Origin of the sequence: Dankookia sp. GCM10030260 (genome assembly GCF_042666655.1) — a bacterium.
GTDB lineage: Bacteria > Pseudomonadota > Alphaproteobacteria > Acetobacterales > Acetobacteraceae > Paracraurococcus.
In genome coordinates, this window is the sequence record NZ_JBHTDE010000001.1 from 699,977 (window position 1) to 719,863 (window position 19,887).

General features: G+C 71.5%; 17 protein-coding genes and 1 tRNA gene. 12 read left to right on the top strand and 6 right to left on the bottom strand.

All coding sequences use genetic code 11. The features are described from left to right. Positions 1–88 precede the first annotated feature (88 nt). A complete protein-coding gene (locus ACFQS7_RS03415) occupies positions 89–1,177 on the bottom strand; it encodes a TRAP transporter substrate-binding protein (protein WP_380065607.1) in 1,089 nt (362 codons plus the stop codon). A gap of 108 nt (positions 1,178–1,285) precedes the next feature. Between ACFQS7_RS03415 and ACFQS7_RS03420 the strand changes: the two genes are divergently transcribed. Further along, positions 1,286–2,671: an aminotransferase gene (locus ACFQS7_RS03420; protein WP_380065608.1), complete on the top strand. Its 1,386-nt coding sequence runs from the start codon at positions 1,286–1,288 to the stop codon at positions 2,669–2,671. Between the two features lie 85 nt (positions 2,672–2,756). Then, a complete protein-coding gene (locus ACFQS7_RS03425; protein WP_380065609.1) occupies positions 2,757–3,776 on the top strand; it encodes a cyclase family protein in 1,020 nt (339 codons plus the stop codon). 23 nt (positions 3,777–3,799) lie between these two features. Here ACFQS7_RS03425 and ACFQS7_RS03430 read toward each other — a convergent pair whose 3' ends face one another. The 3 genes from ACFQS7_RS03430 to ACFQS7_RS03440 are packed head-to-tail and all read right to left on the bottom strand — an operon-like array spanning position 3,800 to position 6,696. After that, positions 3,800–4,345, bottom strand: a complete 546-nt coding sequence (locus ACFQS7_RS03430) for a cytochrome b (RefSeq protein ID WP_380065610.1) — start codon at positions 4,343–4,345, stop codon at positions 3,800–3,802. Between the two features lie 55 nt (positions 4,346–4,400). Beyond that, a complete protein-coding gene (locus ACFQS7_RS03435; RefSeq protein WP_380065611.1) occupies positions 4,401–4,997 on the bottom strand; it encodes a DedA family protein in 597 nt (198 codons plus the stop codon). Between the two features lie 10 nt (positions 4,998–5,007). Beyond that, complete coding sequence (locus ACFQS7_RS03440) at positions 5,008–6,696, bottom strand: ArnT family glycosyltransferase (RefSeq protein WP_380065612.1); 1,689 nt, start codon at positions 6,694–6,696, stop codon at positions 5,008–5,010. A gap of 51 nt (positions 6,697–6,747) precedes the next feature. Between ACFQS7_RS03440 and ACFQS7_RS03445 the strand changes: the two genes are divergently transcribed. From ACFQS7_RS03445 to ACFQS7_RS03470, 6 genes are all read left to right on the top strand, one after another. Further along, a complete protein-coding gene (locus ACFQS7_RS03445) occupies positions 6,748–8,064 on the top strand; it encodes an RsmB/NOP family class I SAM-dependent RNA methyltransferase (RefSeq protein ID WP_380065613.1) in 1,317 nt (438 codons plus the stop codon). Between the two features lie 182 nt (positions 8,065–8,246). Further along, complete coding sequence (locus ACFQS7_RS03450; RefSeq protein ID WP_380065614.1) at positions 8,247–9,578, top strand: ABC transporter substrate-binding protein; 1,332 nt, start codon at positions 8,247–8,249, stop codon at positions 9,576–9,578. A gap of 1 nt (position 9,579) precedes the next feature. Then, a complete protein-coding gene (locus ACFQS7_RS03455) occupies positions 9,580–10,335 on the top strand; it encodes an ABC transporter ATP-binding protein (protein ID WP_380065615.1) in 756 nt (251 codons plus the stop codon). Next, positions 10,332–11,072, top strand: a complete 741-nt coding sequence (locus ACFQS7_RS03460) for an ABC transporter ATP-binding protein (protein ID WP_380065616.1) — start codon at positions 10,332–10,334, stop codon at positions 11,070–11,072. Before ACFQS7_RS03455 ends, ACFQS7_RS03460 begins: the two co-directional genes overlap by 4 nt. Positions 11,073–11,075: 3 nt before the next feature. Then, entirely contained in the window at positions 11,076–11,930 is an 855-nt protein-coding gene (locus tag ACFQS7_RS03465) for a branched-chain amino acid ABC transporter permease (RefSeq protein WP_380065617.1), read from the top strand. Next, complete coding sequence (locus tag ACFQS7_RS03470; RefSeq protein ID WP_380065618.1) at positions 11,927–12,913, top strand: branched-chain amino acid ABC transporter permease; 987 nt, start codon at positions 11,927–11,929, stop codon at positions 12,911–12,913. Before ACFQS7_RS03465 ends, ACFQS7_RS03470 begins: the two co-directional genes overlap by 4 nt. A gap of 41 nt (positions 12,914–12,954) precedes the next feature. Here ACFQS7_RS03470 and ACFQS7_RS03475 read toward each other — a convergent pair whose 3' ends face one another. Next, a complete protein-coding gene (locus ACFQS7_RS03475) occupies positions 12,955–16,305 on the bottom strand; it encodes an SNF2-related protein (RefSeq protein WP_380065619.1) in 3,351 nt (1,116 codons plus the stop codon). Positions 16,306–16,474: 169 nt separating this feature from the next. On the opposite strand from ACFQS7_RS03475, the gene ACFQS7_RS03480 reads away from it, so the two are divergent. Beyond that, positions 16,475–17,023 carry a hypothetical protein gene (locus ACFQS7_RS03480; protein ID WP_380065620.1) on the top strand — a complete coding sequence of 183 codons (549 nt, stop codon included), beginning with the start codon at positions 16,475–16,477 and terminating at the stop codon, positions 17,021–17,023. Between the two features lie 712 nt (positions 17,024–17,735). On the opposite strand, the gene ACFQS7_RS03485 is transcribed toward ACFQS7_RS03480, so the two are convergent. Next, positions 17,736–17,825: transfer RNA gene (locus ACFQS7_RS03485), tRNA-Ser, on the bottom strand. Between the two features lie 247 nt (positions 17,826–18,072). Here ACFQS7_RS03485 and rplU point away from each other — a divergent pair. The 3 genes from rplU (at position 18,073) to obgE (ending at position 19,831) form a co-directional block, all read left to right on the top strand. After that, entirely contained in the window at positions 18,073–18,390 is a 318-nt protein-coding gene (rplU, locus tag ACFQS7_RS03490; RefSeq protein WP_380065621.1) for a 50S ribosomal protein L21, read from the top strand. 13 nt (positions 18,391–18,403) lie between these two features. Further along, positions 18,404–18,673 (top strand): 50S ribosomal protein L27, encoded by a 270-nt coding sequence (rpmA, locus tag ACFQS7_RS03495; protein WP_380065622.1) that lies wholly within the window; start codon positions 18,404–18,406, stop codon positions 18,671–18,673. A 75-nt stretch (positions 18,674–18,748) separates the two neighbouring features. Next, positions 18,749–19,831 carry a GTPase ObgE gene (gene obgE / locus ACFQS7_RS03500; RefSeq protein ID WP_380065623.1) on the top strand — a complete coding sequence of 361 codons (1,083 nt, stop codon included), beginning with the start codon at positions 18,749–18,751 and terminating at the stop codon, positions 19,829–19,831. The last annotated feature ends 56 nt before the right edge of the window (positions 19,832–19,887 follow it).

Below are 19,887 nucleotides of genomic sequence, written 5' to 3' on the forward strand. Positions count from 1 at the left end.
GCGTCCCGGCTTGGCTGCCAGGATCGGCCAGGCGGCCCGGCTGGGGAAGTGGCCGGTTCCCGGGGCAGAGTCCCGCCCCGGGCATGGGTCAGCGCCGCAGCCGGCGGATCTGGTAGCTGTCGAAGGTGAATTCCGACAGCTGCAGCCACTGGTAGGCGTCCTGCTTGAAGGCGAGCATGTCGCGGAGGATCTCGGCATAGACCGGGTCGGCCTTCGCATACTCCTCGTGCATCTTCATGGTCTCGTCGTAGCAGGCGTCGAGCACGCTCTGCGGGAAGGCCCGCAACTGGGCCCCGCCGGCCACCAGGCGCTTCAGCGCCTGCGGGTTGACCGCGTCGTACTTGGCCAAGCCGAGCGAGGTGGTCGCCGCGGCGGCGGTCTGCAGGATGCTGCGCCAGGCCGGCGGCAGCTCCTCGTATTTCTGCTTGTTCACGAATAGCGAGAGGATGCCGGTGCCCTCCCACCAGCCGGGATAGTAGTAGTAGGGCGCAACCTTGTAGAGGCCGAGCTTCTCGTCGTCATAGGGGCCGATCCACTCGGCGGCGTCGATGGTCCCGCGCTCGAGCGAAGGGTAGATGTCGCCGGCGGCGATCTGCTGCGGCACCGAGCCGAGCCGGGAGAAGACATGGCCGGCCAGCCCGCCGATGCGGAATTTCAGGCCCTTGAGGTCCTCGGGCGACTTGATCTCCTTGCGGAACCAGCCGCCCATCTGCGCCCCGGTGCTGGTCAGCGGCCAGCAGAGCACGTTGTGCTTGGCGTAGAGCAGGGTGTTGAGCTTGTCGTTGCCGCCCATCTCGTACAGCCAGGCCATCTGCTGCCGGCTGTTCAGCCCGAACAGCAGCACCGTGCCGAACATGAAGGCCGGGTCGGTGCCGATGGAATAGGACGACGCGGTGAAGCTGGCCTCGACGAAGCCCTTCGAGGTGGCGTCACGGGCTTCCAGCGCCGGGACGATCTCGCCCGGGGCGAAGATGCGGATGGTGAAGTCGCCGTCGGTCGCCTCGCTGACCATGCGGGCGAAGTTGGTCGCCGCGCCGTACAGCGTGTCCAGGTTGCGGGGAAAGCTGGAGGTGAGCCGCCAGGTGAGCTTGGCGCGGCCCTGGGCCAGCGCCGGCGTGGCGAGGCCGGTGGCGGCCGCCGGCAGCGCGGCGGCCTTCAGTACGGAGCGTCTGTCCATGGCTCGGTCCCTTCCCGGATGGGCGTCTTCGCGCGCCCATCACGCGGGGAGGCTAGCGCGGCGACCGGCAGCGGCGATACCCTCGGCCGACCGGACCGGAGTTCCCCCATGCGCCCGAACAGCCTGCACGCCGCCGACCTCGCCCATATGGTCCACCAGCAGACGGATCTCGGCGCGCATGCCAATGACGGCGCGGTGCTGATCGCCCGCGGCGAGGGCGTGCATGTCTGGGACACCGAAGGGAAGGAATACATCGAGGCGATGGCCGGCCTCTGGTGCGCCAGCCTCGGCTTTTCGGAGAAGCGCCTGGCGGATGCCGCCTACAGGCAGTTGCTGACCCTGCCCTACTACCACACCTTCTTCCAGAAGGGGCACGAGCCGAGCGTCCGGCTGGCGGAAGAGCTGACCGCGATCGCGCCCCCGGGCCTCAACCACGCGATGTTCCAGTGCAGCGGGTCGGAGGCGAACGATGCCGCGATCAAGCTGGCCTGGTACTATTTCAACGTCACCGGCCGCCCGGCGAAGAAGAAGATCATCGGCCGGATCCGCGGCTACCACGGCAATACCGTGGCGACCGCGTCGCTGTCGGGCCAGCCGCACATGCAGGCGGATTTCGACCTGCCGCTGGGCGACCGCTTCCTGCACGTCTCGAACCCGAATTTCTATCGCGCCGGCCTGCCCGGGGAAACGGAGGAGGAATTCAGCGCCCGCATGGCGGCCGAACTCCAGGCGCTGATCGACCGCGAGGGGGCCGACACCATCGCCGCCTTCTTCGCCGAACCCGTGCAGGGCGGGGGCGGCGCCATCACGCCCCCGCGCGGCTATTTCGAGGCGATCCAGCCGATCCTGAAGCGCGCCGGGATCCTCTTCGTCGCCGACGAGGTGATCTGCGGCTTCGGCCGCACCGGGCATTACTGGGGCTGCGAGACCTACGGCATCGAGCCCGACATGCTGAGCTGCGCCAAGCAGCTCACGGCGGCCTACCAGCCGCTCTCGGCGCTGCTGATCTCGGACCCCATCCATGCCGCGCTGCTGGAGGGCAGCAAGCGCAACGGCAGCTTCGGCCATGGCTATACCTATGGCGGCCACCCGGTCGCCTGCGCCGTGGCGCTGGAGACGCTGGCGATCTACGAGGAGCGCGACATGGTCGGCCATGTCCAGGCCGTCTCGCCCGCCTTCCTCGGCGGGCTCGGCGCACTGCGCGACCACCCGCTGGTCGGCGATGTCCGCGGCGTCGGCCTCATCGCCGGGGTCGAGCTGATGGCCGACAAGGACGCGCGCGAGCCTTTCCCCGCCGGCGCCAAGGTCGGCCTGCTGGTGCAGGAGAAGTGCCACGAGGCTGGGCTCATCGTCCGCGCCATCGGCGACCGCATCGCCTTCACCCCGCCGCTGATCATCACCGCGGCCGAGATCGGCGAGATGTGCGCCCGCTTCCGCGCCGGGCTCGACGCCGCCTGGGCCGAGCTGCGGGAGCGCCGGCTGGCCGCCGAATAGGCGGGATCAGAAAGCTTCGCTTTTCTTCTCATCGGCTCCCGGCCTAGCCTTCGCAGGTCGGAACAAGACGACGGAGGAAACGCGAATGCGGATGACGATCACGGCGGCCGTGGCTGGCCTCGCCCTGCTGCCCTGGCTCGGCCAGGGGACGGTCAAGGCGCACCAGCCGGGCGACCATGCCCCGACGCAGCTGGCCCAGGCGCAGCCCGCGCCGGCGGCGCCGCCCGCCGGCAACTGGTACCCCTCGAAATACGGCGCCGACGACCAGATCGGCGCGATGAACCTGCTGACCCCGCAGAAGGTGCTGGAAGCCGCGAAGCTCGTGACCCGCGGCCAGGTCTACCGGCTGGGCGTGCCGGTCGGGCGGGAGACGCCGGCCTTCCCGCCGCGCAGCGCCGCGGTCACCGTCATGATGCCGGACCAGTTTGGCGGTGCCATCGTGCCGTCCGAGAACAAGATGTCCTACGTGGACGACATGTTCAGCGGCTGGCTCGGCGTCGGCAGCCAGCTCGACAGCTTCGCCCATCTCGGCATCGACAACGTCTTCTACAACGGCAACAAGGCGGCCGACTTCATCCGCACCACCGGCGTCACCAAGCTCGGCGTCGAGGGCATCCCGCCGATGGTGACCCGCGGCGTGCTGGTCGACATGGCGCGCGCCCGCGGCAAGCCGATGCTGGCGGAGGGCGAGATCATCGGCGCCGACGATCTGCGCGCGGCGATGCAGGCGCAGGGCGTCACGGTCCGGCAGGGCGACGTCATCCTGATCCACACCGGCTGGGTGGGCCTGCTGGAATCCGACCCGGCCCGCTTCGGCAAGGGCGAGCCGGGCATCGACCTCGGCGCCGCGGAATTCCTCGCCGGGCTCGGCGTGGTCGCGGTGGGCGCCGATACCTGGGGCGTGGAGGCGGTGCCCTTCAAGAATCCCAACCGGGTCTGGGAAGGCCACCAGCACCTGTTGGCGAAGAACGGCGTCCACATCCTCGAGGTGATGGACACGCGGGGCTTGGCCCGCGACCAGGCGACCGAGTTCCTATTCGTGCTGGGCCAGCCGCTGTTCAAGGGCGCGGTGCAGTCGATGATCAACCCGATCGCTATCCGCTGAGCCCTGCTGCCGGGGGCCGGTCCTCAGCCGCGCCCCAGCAGCATCCGCCGCAGCACTGCGTCGCGCAGCACCAAGTGGTGCCAGAGCGCGGCGGCGACATCGGCCGCCACCGCCAGCAGCAGGCGGTTAGCCAGGACCTCGTGCGCCTCGCCCCAGACGCGGCCGAAGGGCGGGGTGAAGGGCGGCGGCATGGGGATGAGCCCGAACGGCGCGAGGGGCCGGCCGCGCACCCAGCGGTCGAGGACGCCGCTGAGCGGCACCGCGAGCGTCGGGGCATAGAGCGTGACATCTGCCGGGTGGACGGCCCGCGCCTGCCAGGCCGGGGTCCCCGGCGGGTCCGGCGGCGCCGGGTTCACGGCCCGCCGGTACAGCCGCAGCAGCGACAGCCCGATCACCGGCGCGTCGAGCCCGGCATGCCGGTCGAGCCCCGCCTGCCGCGCCGGCCCGCGCGGCAGCAGGTCCTCCATGAAGTTGCCGAGCAACCAGGCGGCCGCGACCAGCCCGGCGATGCCCCAGTGCAGCAGGCGGGCCGGGATGCCGTGGCCCGTCGGCGTGTCGCGGATTGCCATGCGGCGCAGGCCGCGCCCGTTGGGCGGCGGCGTCCTTGCGCTGGCGCAAGGACGGCTATCTCCGCCGCGCCTTCCAGACCTGCCAACCGACCAGGGCGACGACGCATAGCGCGAGGCCCGCCCCGATCGGCCCGGCCCAGTATTCCACGAGGTGGAAGCTGTCCTGCAGCAGGTAGCCGGCGAGCGCGAGCCCGCCGGTCCAGATCGCCGTCCCGACCGCGGTCCAGATGTAGAAGACGCTGCGCGGCAGGGCGACCAGCCCGGCCGGGATGGAGATGCCGGTGCGCAGCCCCGGCATCATCCGGCCGATGCAGACCGCGGCGGGCCCGTTTCGCCGCAGCGCCGCCTCGGCCTGGCCGATCTCCTCCCGCCCCAGCCGGGTGAAGCGGTGCAGCCGGTCGATGATGCGGTACATCCGTTCGGTGCCGAAGGCGCGGGCGAGCTCGAACCACACCGCATTGCCGGCCAGCGAGCCGGCGAGGCCGGCCAGGATCACCCCGGGCAGGGACATCTGCCCGCGTGCCGCGGCGACGCCCGCCAGCGGGATCACCATCTCGGATGGCAAGGGCGGGAACAGGTTCTCCGCCAGCATCAGGGCGAAGACGCCGAGCAACCCGCCCGCGGCGACGAGGTCGGTGAGCCAGTCGATCATGCGGCCTCGATCATGCGGCGCGGCGGAACAGCATCAGCGTCACCCAGCGGCCGCGGGTGTAGTTGAAGCCGGTGACCTGGCCGATCTCCTGCAAGGGCAGCGCCAGGGTCGCGGCCTCGTGCTGGAAGTCGCGCTCCGCCCGATCGCCGACCGCCACCACCCGGCCCGGCCCACCGGCGAGGAAGCGGGCGGCATCCCCCCCGGTGCGCAGCAGGCTGGTCTCCCCGCCCACCGCGAACAGCACCGAGGGCTCGGAATGGCTGGTGATGCCGAAATCGCGGGAGGCCAGGCCCGGCGCCTTCGCCTCCAGCACCGCGGCCAGGCGCGGCGCGATCCACAACGGCTCGAGCCGCGGCGCCACGGCTTCCAGCACCACCGCATAGAGCGGCACCGCGAGCAGCGCGCCGAGCAGCCCGGCCCGGCCCCAGGCGCCGCTCCAGGCGGCGCGGGCCACCACCCAGACCAGCGCCGCGCCCAGCGGCAGCAGCAGCAGCGCCGGCCCGAAGATTTCGCGCAGCAGGAACCAGCCGGCCGCTTGCGCCGCCAGCGCCAGGCCGAGCGCGGCCAGGGCCAGCGCCGCGAGGGCGAACCAGCGCCACCAGCGGGCTGGTCGGCGGCGGAGCGGGTCCATCGCCCAGGCGGCGCCCAGCAGCATCAGCGCCGGGTACATCGGCATGGTGTAGTGCGGCAGCTTGGTCGAGACCGCCTCGAAGACCAGCCAGGAAGGCACGATCCAGGCCAGCAGGAAGCGGGTCGGCGGGTTCAGCCGGTCGCGCCAGGCGGTCGGCAGGGCACAGAGCACGATCCAGGCGCCGGGGAAGGCGGCGATGCCGAAGGTCAGCAGGTAGAAGCCGGGCGGGCCGCCATGCTTCTCCTCCCCGCTGCCGATCTTCGACAGCATGTCGCCGCCCACCGCCTGCTCGAAGAAGCGGCCCTCGGTGGCGATGCCGATGGCGACGAACCAGGGCGCCGCGGCGGCGACCATCAGCGGCAGGCCCCAGCCCGGGCGCAGGGCGCGCAGCCAGGGCGCCCGCTTGTCGATGACCGCCAGGGTGATGCCGGCCAGCAGCGGCACCATCGGCCCGACCGGGCCCTTCAGCAGGATGCTGGCCCCCAGCACCAGCCAGAAGCCGGCCGCCTGGCGGGCGGTGAAATGCTCCGGCCGCAGATAGGCCTGGGCGAAGATCCCCATGGCGGCGGCGACGCTCGCCAGCAGCGCGGCGTCGGTCTTGGCGATATGCGCCTCCGCCACCAGCACCAGGCAGGAGGCCAGCATGGCGGCGCCGAGGAAGGCCGCCCGCCGGCCGACCAGCGACCGCCCCCAGTGGAAGGTCGCCAGCACGGCCAGGATGCCGCCCAGCAGGCTCGGCAGCCGGTAGGCCCAGATGTCTTGGCGGGTGCCGAGATGCGCGGCCTCCACCAGGTGGACGGAGGCCGCCTGCAGCCAGTGGATGCCGGCCGGCTTCTTGTTGCGCTCCTCCGCCCCGACCCGGAGCCGGACATAGTCGCCGCTGTCCAGCATCTGCTTCGTCGCCTGGGCAAAGCGGGCCTCGTCGCGGTCGGTCGCCGGCAGGGTGAAGAAGCCCGGCAGCCACAACAGCAGGCAGAGCAAGACCAGCGCCAGGCGCGGCCGGCGCAGCAAGGCCTCCGGCAGGGCGCCGAGGGAAGGGTCGGTACGGGACGGCACCAGGAGATCCATGGGCGCGCGGACTAGCATGGGCGGCGCGCGGGGGCCATAAACCCCGGCTTCATGGCCAATCCTCCGCCCCATCCTTCGCAGAGTCCCGCAAGGCGCGCCGCCGCCGCCCTGCTCGACGCCGTCATCCTCCGCCACCGCTCGCTGGAGGAGGCGCTCGACGCGCTGCCCACCGACGGCAAGCCGCACCGGGTGCGCGGCAAGGGGGAGGCGCGGCCGGGCGCCGCCGTCTCGCCGCGCGACAAGGCGGCAGCCCACCGGATCGCCGCGGCCGTGCTGCGCCGGGCGGGCTCGCTCGACGCCGTGCTGGAGCCCTTCCTGCGCAAGGAGCCGCCGGAGACGGTGCGCAACGCGCTCAGGATCGGCGCGGCGGAGCTGCTGCTGCTCGGCACTCCCGCCCATGCCGCCGTCGGCAGCGCGGTGGACCTGGTGCCGGCGCCCTTCGCCGGGCTGGTCAACGCGGTGCTGCGCAAGGTGGCCGAGGCCGGGCCGGAGGCGCTGGAGGGGCTGGACGCCGAGCGGCGCGACACCCCGGGCTGGCTCTGGACCGCCTGGCACAATGCCTATGGCCCGGCGGTGCGCGGCATCGCCGCGGCGCACCGGATCGAGGCACCGCTCGACCTCAGCCTGAAGCCGGGCGCCGCGGCGCCGGAGGGCGGCACGGCCTTGCCGACCGGCAGCGTGCGCTACCCGGCCGGCACGCGGGTGACGGAACTGGCGGGCTTCGCCGAGGGCGCCTTCTGGGTGCAGGACGCCGCCGCCGCCCTGCCGGCCCGGCTGCTGGCGGTGCGGCCGGGGGAGCGGGTCGTCGACCTCTGCGCCGCGCCGGGCGGCAAGACCGCGCAACTCGCCGCCGCCGGGGCGGCCGTGACGGCGGTGGAGCGCGACCCCAAGCGTGCCGTCCGGCTGCAGGAGAACCTGACCCGGCTGCAGCTGCCGGCCGAGGTCGTGGTGACCGATGCGCTGGGCTGGAATGCGGGCGGCGCCCTGTTCGACGCGGTGCTGCTGGACGCGCCGTGCAGCGCCACCGGCACCATCCGCCGGCATCCGGACGTGCCCTTCCTGAAGCGCGCCAAGGACATTGCCGGCATGGCCGAGCTGCAGCGCGGCCTGCTGGCCGCGGCGGCGAAGCGGCTGGCGCCGGGCGGCCGGCTGGTCTTCGCCACCTGCTCGCTGCAGCCGGAGGAGGGCGAGGCGCATCTGGCCGCGGCCGCCGCGCTCGGCCTGGCCGTCGACCCGGTGCGGCCGGAGGAGGTGCCGGGGCTCGCCGCGGCGATCACCCCGGCCGGCACGCTGCGCACCCGACCGGACCTGTGGCCCGAGCATGGCGGCATGGACGGCTTCTTCATGGCGCGCTTCCGCAAGGACTGACGCCGCTGCCGCTTGACGCAACGGCGCCGGCAGTTTCTCCTCTCCCCAATTCAGAAGCCGCGCGCAGCAAGCAGCACGGCGAGGGGGAGACGCAGGACGGCCGGGGCATGTCCCGGGCCGTGCGACCTTCCCCCCGCCGCCCCGCATGATGCGGCGTCGACGCACCGGGAAGGAACAATAGAATGTCGAACAGCGGGTCATCGCGCCGTACGCTCCTCCAGGCCGGGGCCGGACTAGGTCTCGCCGCCACCGTGCCGGCCACGGCGCGCGCCCAGACCGCCCCCGCGCGCGGTGGCGACCCGCTCCGCGTCGGCGTCCTCACCGACCTGTCCGGCCCCTTCGCCGGCGCCGGCTCGGTCCCGCTGTTCCAGGGCGCCGAGGTGGCGATCGCCCTGTTCAACGAGCGCGGCGGCGTCGATGGCCGCCCGGTGCAGGGCGTCTCGGCCGACAGCCAGTCCAAGGCCGACGTGGCGATCAACGAGGCCGAGCGCCTGCTGGGGCAGGAGAAGCTAGAGGTCGTGACCGGCATCTACTCCTCGGCCCATGCCGTGCCGCTGTCCGGCCGGTTCGAGGCGCAGAAGAAGATGATGTGGATCACCTCGGCGATCGCGACCGCGGTGCTGAAGGACAAGAATTTCCGCTACGTCTTCCGCCCCACCGTGCATTCCGACCAGTATGGCGAAGGCTCGGTCTCCGTCATCCATGAGCATGCCCAGGCCAAGCTCGGCATGGCGCCGGACAAGGTCAAGCTCGGCGTCATCTACGAGGACGGGCCCTACGGCACCGGCGTCGCCTCGGCGATCGAGGCGAACGCCAAGCGCTTCAACATGCCGACCGTGCTGAAGGAGGCCTATTCGTCCACCACGCCGGACCTGTCGACGCTGGTCACCAAGCTGCGGCGGGAACGCCCGGACGTGGTCTACCAGGTCGGCTACAATCCCGACATCACGCTGTTCCTCAAGCAGGCCAAGTCGGGCGGGCTGCGCTTCAAGATGCTGATCGGCCATGGCGCCGGCTGGTCGCAGATCGACAAGCTGTGGGACACCTTCGGCGCCGACGTGAACTACATGTGCAACGTCGACCCGGCGGCGACCCAGATGCTCGACTGGTCCAAGCTGCAGCCTGGCGTCGGCGACCTGGCGAAGACCTTCGTCGAGCGCTACGGCGCCAAGCACCAGGTGCGCGACCTGCCGCCGCATGCCTCGATGGGCTTCAACAACACCTGGATCTTCCTGGAGCACGTCCTCAAGCCGGCGGTGCGCAAGACCGGCGGGATGACGGCCGACGCGCTGCGCGAGGCGGCGCTGGAGGTGGATGTCCCGGTCGGCGGCACCATCCAGGGCTATGGCGTGAAGTTCGAGCCGCCCGGCTCCGCCATGGCGGGGCAGAATGCCCGCAGCATCGCCGTGGTCATGCAGTTCGAGAATGCCAAGTCGCGGGTGATCTGGCCGAGCGCGATCGGCGTCCCGCCGGTGCTGCCGCTGCCCGCCGGCCACACCTACGCGCTGCGGTAAGGTGCCCGGCAACAGCGCGCCGCTGCTGCAGGTCGAGGGACTGACGAAGAAGTTCGGCGGCTTCACCGCCGTCGACAACGTCTCCTTCGCCGTGCCGCAGGGCGAGATCCTCGGGCTGCTCGGGCCGAACGGCTCGGGCAAGTCCACCACCTTCAACTGCATCGCCGGCATGCTGAAGCCGACCGCCGGGTCTGTGCGGCTGGCCGGGGAGGAGATCGGCGGCCTGACGGCGGATGAAAGCTGCCGGCGCGGCATCGGCCGCACCTTCCAGATCCCGCGCCCCTTCCGCGGGCTGTCGCTGCTGGAGAATGCGACGCTGGCGGCGCATTTCGGCGCCGGCGGCAGCATCGACAAGGCGGAGGCCGAGCGCCGCGCGCGCGACGCGCTGCGGCTGGCGCAATTGCCGGACGACCCGCAGGCGACCGCGCACGGGCTGGGCGCGGCCGGGCTGAAGAAGCTGGAATTGGCCCGCGCGCTGGCGACCCAGCCGAAGCTGCTGCTGGCGGATGAATCGCTCGGCGGGCTCGACACCGGGGAGATGCGCCAGGCGGCCGAGATGCTGAAGCGCATCCGCGACGAGCGCGGCATCACCGTCGTCTGGGTGGAGCACATCATGGGCGTGCTGCTGTCGGTCGTGGACCGGGTGGTGGTGCTCGACCATGGCGCGGTCATCTTCAAGGGCACGCCGGCCGAGGCGCAGGACGACCCCAAGGTCGCCGAGGTCTATCTCGGCCCGCCGGAGACACGCGCCGCATGAGTGCCGCATTGACCATGCCTGCCGGTGGGACGCTGGAGCTCTCGGGCATCCAGGCCGGCTACGGCGACTTCCAGGCGCTGTTCGGCGTCGGCCTGCGGGTCGAGCCGGGCGAGGCGGTCGGCGTCGTCGGCCCCAACGGCGCCGGCAAGACCACCCTGCTGCGCGTCATCTCCGGCCTGATCCGGCCGCGCGCCGGCACGCTGCGCTACGGCGGGCAGGACCTGACCCAGGTGCCGCCGCACGAGCTGCCGGGCCTCGGCATCGCCCATGTGCCGGAGAACCGCCGGCTGTTTCCGCACCTGACGGTGGAGGAGAACCTCAAGGTCGGCGCCTTCACCAAGGCGGCGCGGGCGCATTTCGACGCCCGGCGCGACCATGTCTACGACCTGTTCCCGAAGATGAAGCAGCGGCGGCACCAGCTTGCCGGCACCATGTCGGGCGGCGAGCAGCAGATGTGCGCCATCGGCCGGGCGCTGATGTCGGGGCCGAAGATCCTGCTGCTGGACGAGCCCTCGGCCGGCCTCGCGCCCATCGTCGTGCAGCAGGTCTTCGAACTCGTCCGCCGCATCCGCCAGGAAGGGCTGACGGTGCTGATCGTCGAGCAGAACGTGGCGCAGGTGCTGCGGGTGGTGGACCGCGCCTATGTGCTGGAGACCGGGCGCGTCGCCGCCGAGGGCCGTTCCGCCGAGCTTGCCGCCGACCCTGCCATCCGCCGCAGCTATCTCGGGGGCCACTGACCCATGGATCCGTTCTTTCTCGAAGCCCTGGTCAACGGCATCCTGCTCGGCGGCGTCTTCGCCCTGCCGGCGCTGGGGCTGAACCTGGTCTTCGGCGTCGTCGACGTGGTCTGGCTCTGCTACGCCGAGCTGGTCATGGTCGGCATGTATGCCGTCTGGTTCCTCTATACGCAGCTCGGCTGGCCCTTGTGGCTGGCCTTCGCCGCCTGCCTGCCGATCATCGCGCTGTTCGGCGTGCTGCTGCACCTGCTGGTGGTGCGGCCGCTGCTGACCTCGCCGCCGATCAACCAGGTGCTGGCCACCGGCGGCGTGCTCTTCGTGTTGCAGGGCGCGGCGACCCTGGTCTTCTCGACCGAGTTCCGTTCGCTCGGCGTCGACATGCCGCCGATGGAGGTGGGCGAGGTCTTCGTCAGCGGCACCAAGCTGGCGGCCTTCTGCGCCGCCCTGCTCGGTGCCGGCGTCCTTTGGGCCTTCCTGAAATTCACCTATGTCGGCACCGCCATCCGCGCCATCGCGCGCGACCGGGAGGTGATGCCGCTGATGGGCGTCGACCCGCGGCGCATCTACCTGATCGCCTCGGCCGTCGGCGGCGCGCTGGCGGGTCTCGCCGCCTGCCTGCTGGTGGTGCAGCTCGACGTCCATCCCTTCGTCGGCCTGTCCTTCGGGCCGATCACCTTCATGATCTGCGTCATGGGGGGCCTCGGGAACATGCTGGGCGGGTTCCTCGCGGCCTTCCTGATGGGGCTGATCATCTCGGTCGGCGGCTTCTGGGGGACGACGGAGTTCTCCTACGTCATCGCCTTCGCCTTCTTCATCGTCACCATGTTCGTCCGGCCGCAGGGGCTTTTCGCACGATGAAGGACTATCTCCTGCCGGCGGTGGTGCTGGCCGCGCTCGCGGCGCTGCCGCTGGCCTCGCCGCCCGACTATGCGATGCATGTCCTCATCACCATGGTGCTGACCGCGCTGGCCGGCACAGGCTGGGCGATGATGGGGCGCTACGGCCTGGTCTCCTTCGGCCATGGCGCCTTCCTCGGCGCCGCGGCCTACACCATGGCGATCCTCTGGAATAGCATCGGCCTGACCCCCTGGCTGGGCATCCCGGTCGGCGTCGCGGTCGCCGTGCTGATGGGCATGCTTCTGGGCTACCCGGCCTTCCGGCTGCGCGTCGTCGGCCACTACTTCGCGCTGGTGACGCTGGCCGCCGGCGAGATCGTCCGCATCCTGATCGTCGCACTCCGCGACATCACCGGCGGCTCGCTCGGCATGACGCCGGACCAGGCGCCGCCCGGCGGCGGCTTCCTGGCGATGCAGTTCGACAAGACCGGCTTCTGGTGGCTGTCGCTGGCCGCCTGGGCGGCCGGGCTGCTGGCCTGGCGGCTGCTCGACCGTTCGATGTCCTCGAAGGCGCTGGCGGCGATCTCGGAGGACGAGGATGCCGCCGCCTCCATCGGCATCCGGGTGACGCGGGAGAAGATGAAGGTCACGGTGATCTCGGTGGCACTCGCCGCGACCGCCGGGGCGCTGACGGCGCAGTACCGGCAATACCTCAATCCGGAATCGCTGGCCGGCCTTGGCATCTCGCTGCAGATCGTCTTCGGGGCGATTGCCGGCGGGATGTATGCGCCGCTCGGCCCGACCATCGGCGCCGCCATCACCATCGGGCTGGAGGAAGGGCTGCGGATCGGCTTCGGCACCGAATTCACCGGCGGGGCGCCGCTGGTCTATGGGCTGCTGCTGGTGCTGTTCATGCTGTTCCTGCCGCGCGGCATCGCCGGGCTGTTCGAACGCCGCGCCAAGCCGGCCGCGGCGAAGAAGGCGGCGGGCGAGGCGACGGCCTGAAGGCCGCGTGCCGGACGGCCCGGCACGGGTCGTCCGGCGCGTCACGCGGCGGCGAACAGCTCCTCCACATCCGCCTCGGTCAGCTTCAGTGCGCCGCCGTGCTCGGCGTCCAGCACGGACGCGACCAGCGCGCGCTTGCGGTCCTTCAGCATCTCCATCTTCTCCTCGATGGTGCCGAGCGTGATCAGCCGGTGCACGAAGACCTGCCGGGACTGGCCGATGCGGTGGGCGCGGTCGGTCGCCTGGTCCTCCACCGCCGGGTTCCACCACGGGTCGTAGTGCACCACCGTGTCCGCCGCGGTCAGGTTCAGCCCCACCCCGCCGGCCTTCAGGCTGATCAGGAAGACCGGTACCTCGCCGGCCTGGAAGCGCCGCACCGGCGCCTCGCGGTCGCGGGTCTCCCCGGTCAGCAGCACGTAGGGGGTGCCGGCCTTGCGCAGCGCCGCCTCGATCAGCGCCAGCATGGAGGTGAATTGGGAGAAGATCAGCACGCGCCGGCCTTCGTCGAGCAGGATGCCGAGCAGGTCCAGCAGCCGTTCCAGCTTGGCCGAGCCGGCCTTCTGCGCCGAGGCCAGCGCCAGCAGTCGCGGGTCGCAGCAGGCCTGGCGCAGCTTCAGCAGCGCATCCAGGATGATGATGCCGGACCGTGCCAGGCCCTTCTCGGCGACCGCCTGCTTGACCCTGGCATGCATCGCCAGCCGGATCGCCTCGTAGACCGCGCGCTGCGGCGGCGCCATCTCGATCGGCTCGGCGATCTCGGTCTTCGGCGGCAATTCGGTGGCCACTGCCTCCTTGGTCCGGCGCAGCAGGAAGGGCCGCACCCGGCGATGCAGTGCCGCCTGGCGTTCCGTGTCGCCATGCTTCTCGATCGGCGTGCGGTAGCGGGCGCGGAAGCTGCGGGCACTGCCGAGGAAGCCCGGCGCGAGGAAGTCGAACAGAGACCAGAGCTCGCCCAGGTGGTTCTGCAGCGGGGTGCCGGAGAGGCAGAGGCGTTGCCGCGCCCGCAGCTGCAGCGCCTGCCGGGTGGTCTCGGCATTCGGGTTCTTGATGGTCTGCGCCTCGTCCAGCACCACCACGTGCCAGTCCTGCGCGGTCAGCGCCTCCTGGTCCCGGGTCAGCAGCGGGTAGGTGGTCAGCACCAGGTCATGCGCGGCGATTCCGCCGAAGCGGGCCTTCCGAGCCGGCCCGTGCAGCGGCAGCACGCGCAGCCCGGGGGCGAAGCGCGCCGCCTCGCGCAGCCAGTTCGGCACCAGGCTGGTCGGGCAGACGATCAGTGCCGGCCGGTCCAGCCGTCCCGCCGCCTGCTCAATCGCCAGATGCGCCAGGGTCTGCACCGTCTTGCCGAGGCCCATGTCGTCCGCCAGCACCCCGCCCAGCCCGGCGCCGCGCAGGAATTGCAGCCAGGCGACGCCCTGCGCCTGGTAGGGCCGCAGCGTGCCGGTGAAATCCGCGGGCAACGCGACCGGCGGGATCGACCCTTCCGCCGCGCGGAGCTGGGCGCCGAGCGCCCGCAGCGCCTCCCCGCCCTGCCAGGTGATGCCGGACCCGGCCTCGATCCCCGCCAGCTCCGCCGCGTCCATCCTGGTGAAGCCGATGCGCCCCGTCTCCGGATCGAGCCCGCCGCCCTCGAACAGCTCCATCAGGGACTGCAGGATCGGCAGGATCTGCTCCCGCGGCACCGCCAGCAGCCGCCCGTCGGGCAGCGGCAGCAGGACCGGCCCTTCGGCGAAGTCCTCCTGATCCACCCCGGCGGCCATCAGGGCGAGCAGCACGGGGACGAGGTCCACCTGCTGCCCGTCGACCGTCACGCCGAGATGCAGGTCCAGCCAGTCGATGCCGGAGCCTTCCTCGAGCCGCGCCTGCACCGGGCCCTCGGGCTCGACGAGGCGGATGGGGAACTCGGCGGCGACCTCCACCTCCCAGCCCGCCATCCGCAGCGCCGGGATTTCCTCCCGCAACACGAAGAGCCAGTCGGGGTCGTCCTCCGTCTGGTCGTCCAGCAGGAAGGCGTCGGCGCAGCCGGATGAACCAAGGAGCATCCCCGTGGCGACGAAGCCGATGCCTAGCAGCCGCGTCACCGCGGCGCGTTCCGCCGCCGCGTCGCGCCGCAGCCGGTAAAGCCGCCCGTCGCGCGCGACCAGCTCGGCGCCCGGGCGCGGCGGGCCATGGGCGGCGCGCATGTCGTGCGCCACCAGCAGCGGTCCGTAGCGGAAGCCGAGCCGCGCCAGGGGCAGGCTGACCTCCGGCTGGGCGAAGCCCTGGCCCGGCAGGCCATGGCCATAGCCGCGCATCATGTAGGCCGCCAGCCGGCCGGCGGTGAGCAGCAGCCGCGGCACCGGCGGGCCGGACAATGCCTCCGGCGCGTCGAGCACCGCCGGCAGGGCCAGTGCCGGGGCCGCGAGCCGCCGGCCCAGCTCGGCCGCGACCAGCGGTGCCGCCTCGGCCGGGATGGGCGGCGCCAGCAGCAGCCGGGCCGCGACATGCGCCGGCACGCCGAGATCGACCGTGCCCAGCTCGCCGCTGCCCGGGTCGGCATACCAGGGCGCCGGCAAGGCGAGGCCGAGCAGTCCTTCCGCCAGTTCCAGCGCGGGGCGCTGGCGCCCGTCCTGCTCCAGCCGCCAGGCGAGACTGCCGGGCCATGCCGGGCCCTCCCGCAGGGCTGGCCCCTCCAAGGCACCCCAGCGGCCCCGGCCGGTGGCGATGATCCGGCGCAGCAGGTCGGCCGGATCCTCGTCCCGGAGAATGCCCTCGGGCGCATGGCGCAGCAGGTCGGTGCGGCGCAGGATCTTCCGGTCCGAGGGGCGCAGGTACCGCGCCGTCCCCGCCTGGGCCTGGACGCCCTTGCCGGTCCCGTAGCTGCCATCCTTCCGCAGCGTGACCATGAAGGCCGCGATCCTGAGCGAGGGCGGCCCCACCGGCCGGTCCAGCGGCGCCACGACGTAGACGACCCGCTGCCGGATGTCGGCGGGATAGGCCTCCGGGTCGTCCTCGCTGATGGCTCCCAGTTGGCGCAGCCAGTCGGCGACCTCGGGCGGCATCGCCGGGGCTTCGGTGGGTCTCGGCGGGGTTGGGGACGGCGGCGCGCCGCGCTCGCCCCGGACAGCGAAGAGCGCCGCGGCGACATGCTTGCAGTCGATCCCGGCCGGGCAGGTGCAAACGCCTTCGAAGGCGGTGCTGCCGTCGCGCCGCCGGTGCAGCGAGATGTGCTGGACATAAGGGCGCGCGGCCGTGCCTTGCACCGCTGCCTGGATCATGTGCCCATCGGCGGAGATGGCGGCGCGACGCACCGCGCCACGCGCTGCATAGGCACGGCCGGCCTCCACTGCTGGTCGCGAGAGGATACGGAGCAACGCCGCGTCATCGGGCAGGGGAGGCGGGGCGGGGTTCGGCATCGCCGCCATCCTGCCGCCGCGGTTGGGTGAAGGCCATGCCTGACCGGCCCCGCTGCGCGGCTCATTGACACGGGCCCGGCCCGGCGGGGCCAGGCCGATGGGCTTCTCACCAGCCGACTGTCCCCGCCCGACCCCGATCCGGCACATTGCTGTCGACGTCGTTTGGACCATGAGCGAAGACGATCCGCGCGCGATCGAACCGCCGCAGAAATCCCCTGTCGGCATGGCGGTGCGCACCACCACGGAGGCCGCGGTCGAAGTGAAGGACCGCGACGGATGGGCGGGCGAGGTGACGGGGCGTGCCAAAGCGCGCGACAGGGTGCTTCGTCCTACCGTCACCATGTCCGGCACCACGGCCGGGCTCGGCGAGTGGGTGGTGCGCACGTCCACCGATGGGTTGCACGAACCGCACGTTGATCTCGAAGGGGCTGCTGCAGCCCTCGGCGCCGAGCACCCGCTGTCCGCTGTCGAGGAAGCAGCGGAAGGGCTTGAAGGGTTCGGCGTGATTGAACCGAGCCGCTACATAGGTGGCGCGATCCTGCGACCCGGCTGGACTGTCTTCACCGCATTTGACCCGCAGGTGAAGGATTGGGACGTGGAAAAGCATGCACGTGCGCTTGCTGTGCTCGCCGTGCAGATGCGCGAGGAGCTGTCGGCGCATGACATGGAACAGCGCCGCGGCTCTGAGCGGCGCCGCTTCGATCCGCCGCTGTTTTAGGCCGCTCACGATGTTCGATCCGGGATGGGTCAGTCAGGAGCGACAACCCGACTACCCTGCGTCCTTTGCCCATCTGCCTGGGGGTGCTCGGGCGCGGCTGCGACGCCTGGCTCGTGGTGGCCAGCATGTCGGATCACTGCTTTCACACGCCCGCCGCGGCCGTGGACGGGCACCGCGACGTGGACAGCTGCCGTCGCCGCCAAAGCGGCGGTGAGCCGGTCGGCCATGACCATCATCGGCATTGCGAACGCGACGAGGCACGTGCTGCGGAAGCCGGGCCGGGCCGGGCCGGGCCGGGCCGGGCCGGGTGGGGTTGGGTGACGTGTTCGCCGATGACATCGCCTGCGGCAATCGACGATGGGGCTGGCCGATCAACGGCCGCGAGGTGATGGGCGAGGTCGCACCGAACAATCTGCGGCTGCTCTGCGCCTTGCTTGAACAGGCGACCCGCCATTGGGCTGAAAGGTCGCCGCGCTGCCAAATCAGCCCTGAGGTCCCGTCCCGGAACGGCTTGGACAGGGCGCTTAAGCAGTTTTGCAAGGTTGCGGCGCACGGCAGGGTCGCGGCCCGCCATGTAGTTCCTTCACCATGTCTGAGATGCGATCCAGGAGCGGCCCTTCCCGACGCGTCGGCGGTGCTGGGAGGATTGTGGGGCCGACGCGAACAGGAACCCGTAAAGCTTCAATCCTGTCAGAGGCTTGAAGCGATATTCTGGCGGAGAGGGTGGGATTCGAACCCACGGTAGGCTTGCACCTACTTCGGTTTTCGAGACCGACGCGATCGACCACTCTGCCACCTCTCCGTGGCCGGTGCGGCCTATAAGGGCAGCGGCGCCGGCACGCAACGCCCTTCCGGGGGGCGGCGGACACGGCCGCACCCGGCCGCATCACGCCGTTGACGCGGCCGGCCCGGTCCCGCTATAAGCCGCGCCTCCCGACGGTGCCCCTGGCGTCGCCGGCGGCCCTTCATGGCCGATACTTTCACCAGAACTCTTCCGGGGCGCAGCCGTCCCGGCACGTAATCCTGGCACGACCAGGTGGGGCCGCACGATGACCTTCGCAGTGATCCGCACCGGCGGAAAGCAGTACCGGGTAACGCCGAACGCCGTCCTGACGGTCGAGAAGCTGGAAGCCGAGCCCGGCGCCACCATCACATTCCATGATGTTCTCGCGCTCGGTACCGAGGCCGGGCTGACCATCGGCGCCCCGACCGTTCCGGGCGCCAGCGTCACCGCCATCGTGGTCGAACAGACCCGCGGGCCGAAGATCATCATGTTGAAGAAGCGCCGCCGGAAGAACAGCCGGCGCAAGCGTGGTCATCGGCAGGACCTGACCACCCTGCGCATCGGCGACATCGCGGCCGCCTGAAGGAGATCGACAGATGGCACACAAGAAGGCTGGCGGTTCTTCCCGCAACGGGCGCGACAGCGCCGGCAAGCGCCTCGGCGTCAAGCTGTTCGGCGGCCAGGCGGTGACCGCCGGCAACATCATCGTGACCCAGCGCGGCACGAAGATGATGGCCGGCCCGCATGTCTATGTCGGCCGCACCCATTCGCTGCACGCCGCCATCGACGGCCGGGTGAAGTTCACCCGCCGGGCCGAGGGCCGGGTGCATGTCTCGGTCGAGCCGATCGCCCAGGCTGCCGAATAATCAGCCCAACCGCCTTCGCGTGTTGGTACGGGGGCCTCGCGGCCCCCGTTTGCATTTTCAGGGTTCCATTCCCCCATGAAGTTCCTCGACGAAGCCAAGGTCTGGGTGAAGGCTGGTGACGGCGGCGACGGCGTGATCGCCTTCCGCCGCGAGAAGTACATCGAATTCGGCGGCCCCGACGGCGGCAACGGCGGCAAGGGCGGCGACGTGGTGATCGAGGCGGTGGACGGGCTCAACACCCTGATCGACTACCGCTACGCGCAGCATTTCAAGGCCCGCAAGGGCGGCAACGGCGCCGGCCAGGACCGCACCGGGGCCGGCTCCAGCGATGTCATCCTCAAGGTTCCGGTCGGCACCCAGATCCTCTCGGACGAGAAGGACGTGGTGCTCGCCGACCTGGACGAGGTCGGCAAGCGCATCGTCATCGCCCGGGGCGGCGACGGCGGCCATGGCAACGCGCATTTCAAGTCGCCGACGAACCGGTCGCCCCGCCGGGCCGATCCGGGCTGGCCGGGGGATGAGCGCTGGATCTGGCTGCGGCTCAAGCTGATCGCCGATGTCGGGCTGGTCGGGCTGCCGAATGCCGGCAAGTCCACCTTCCTCGCGGCCGTTAGCGCGGCGCGGCCGAAGATCGCCGACTACCCCTTCACCACGCTGATCCCGCAGCTTGGCGTCGTCCGGCTGAATGCGTCCGAGGAATTCGTCCTGGCCGACATCCCCGGCCTGATCGAGGGCGCGCATGAAGGTGTGGGCCTGGGCGACCGCTTCCTCGGCCATGTCGAGCGCTGCGCGGTGCTGCTGCACCTGGTCGATGGCAGCCAGGCCGATCCCGCCGGCGCCTGGCGCACGGTACGGGAGGAATTGCAGCAGTATGGCCAGGGCCTGGCCGAGAAGCCCGAGTTGCTCTGCCTCAACAAGGTCGATGCGATGACCCCGCAGGCGCGGTCCAGCCGGGTGAAGGCGCTGGAACGCGCCGCCGGCGTGCCCGTCATGCTGATCTCGGGGGCGACCGGGGAGCAGGTGCCGCAGGTGCTGCGCGCCCTGGCCGATATCGTCGCCCGGGCCCGCACCGAGCGCGCCGAGCGGCCTGCAGCGGCCCCGGTGCTGCCGGCACGGACGGTGGTCCGGCCGATCGAAGCCCTCGACTCCGGGCAATAGCGACGCGGCCAGGGAGGGCGCGCGAGTGCCCGGCCCTGGCTGACCGGGCCTGCCGA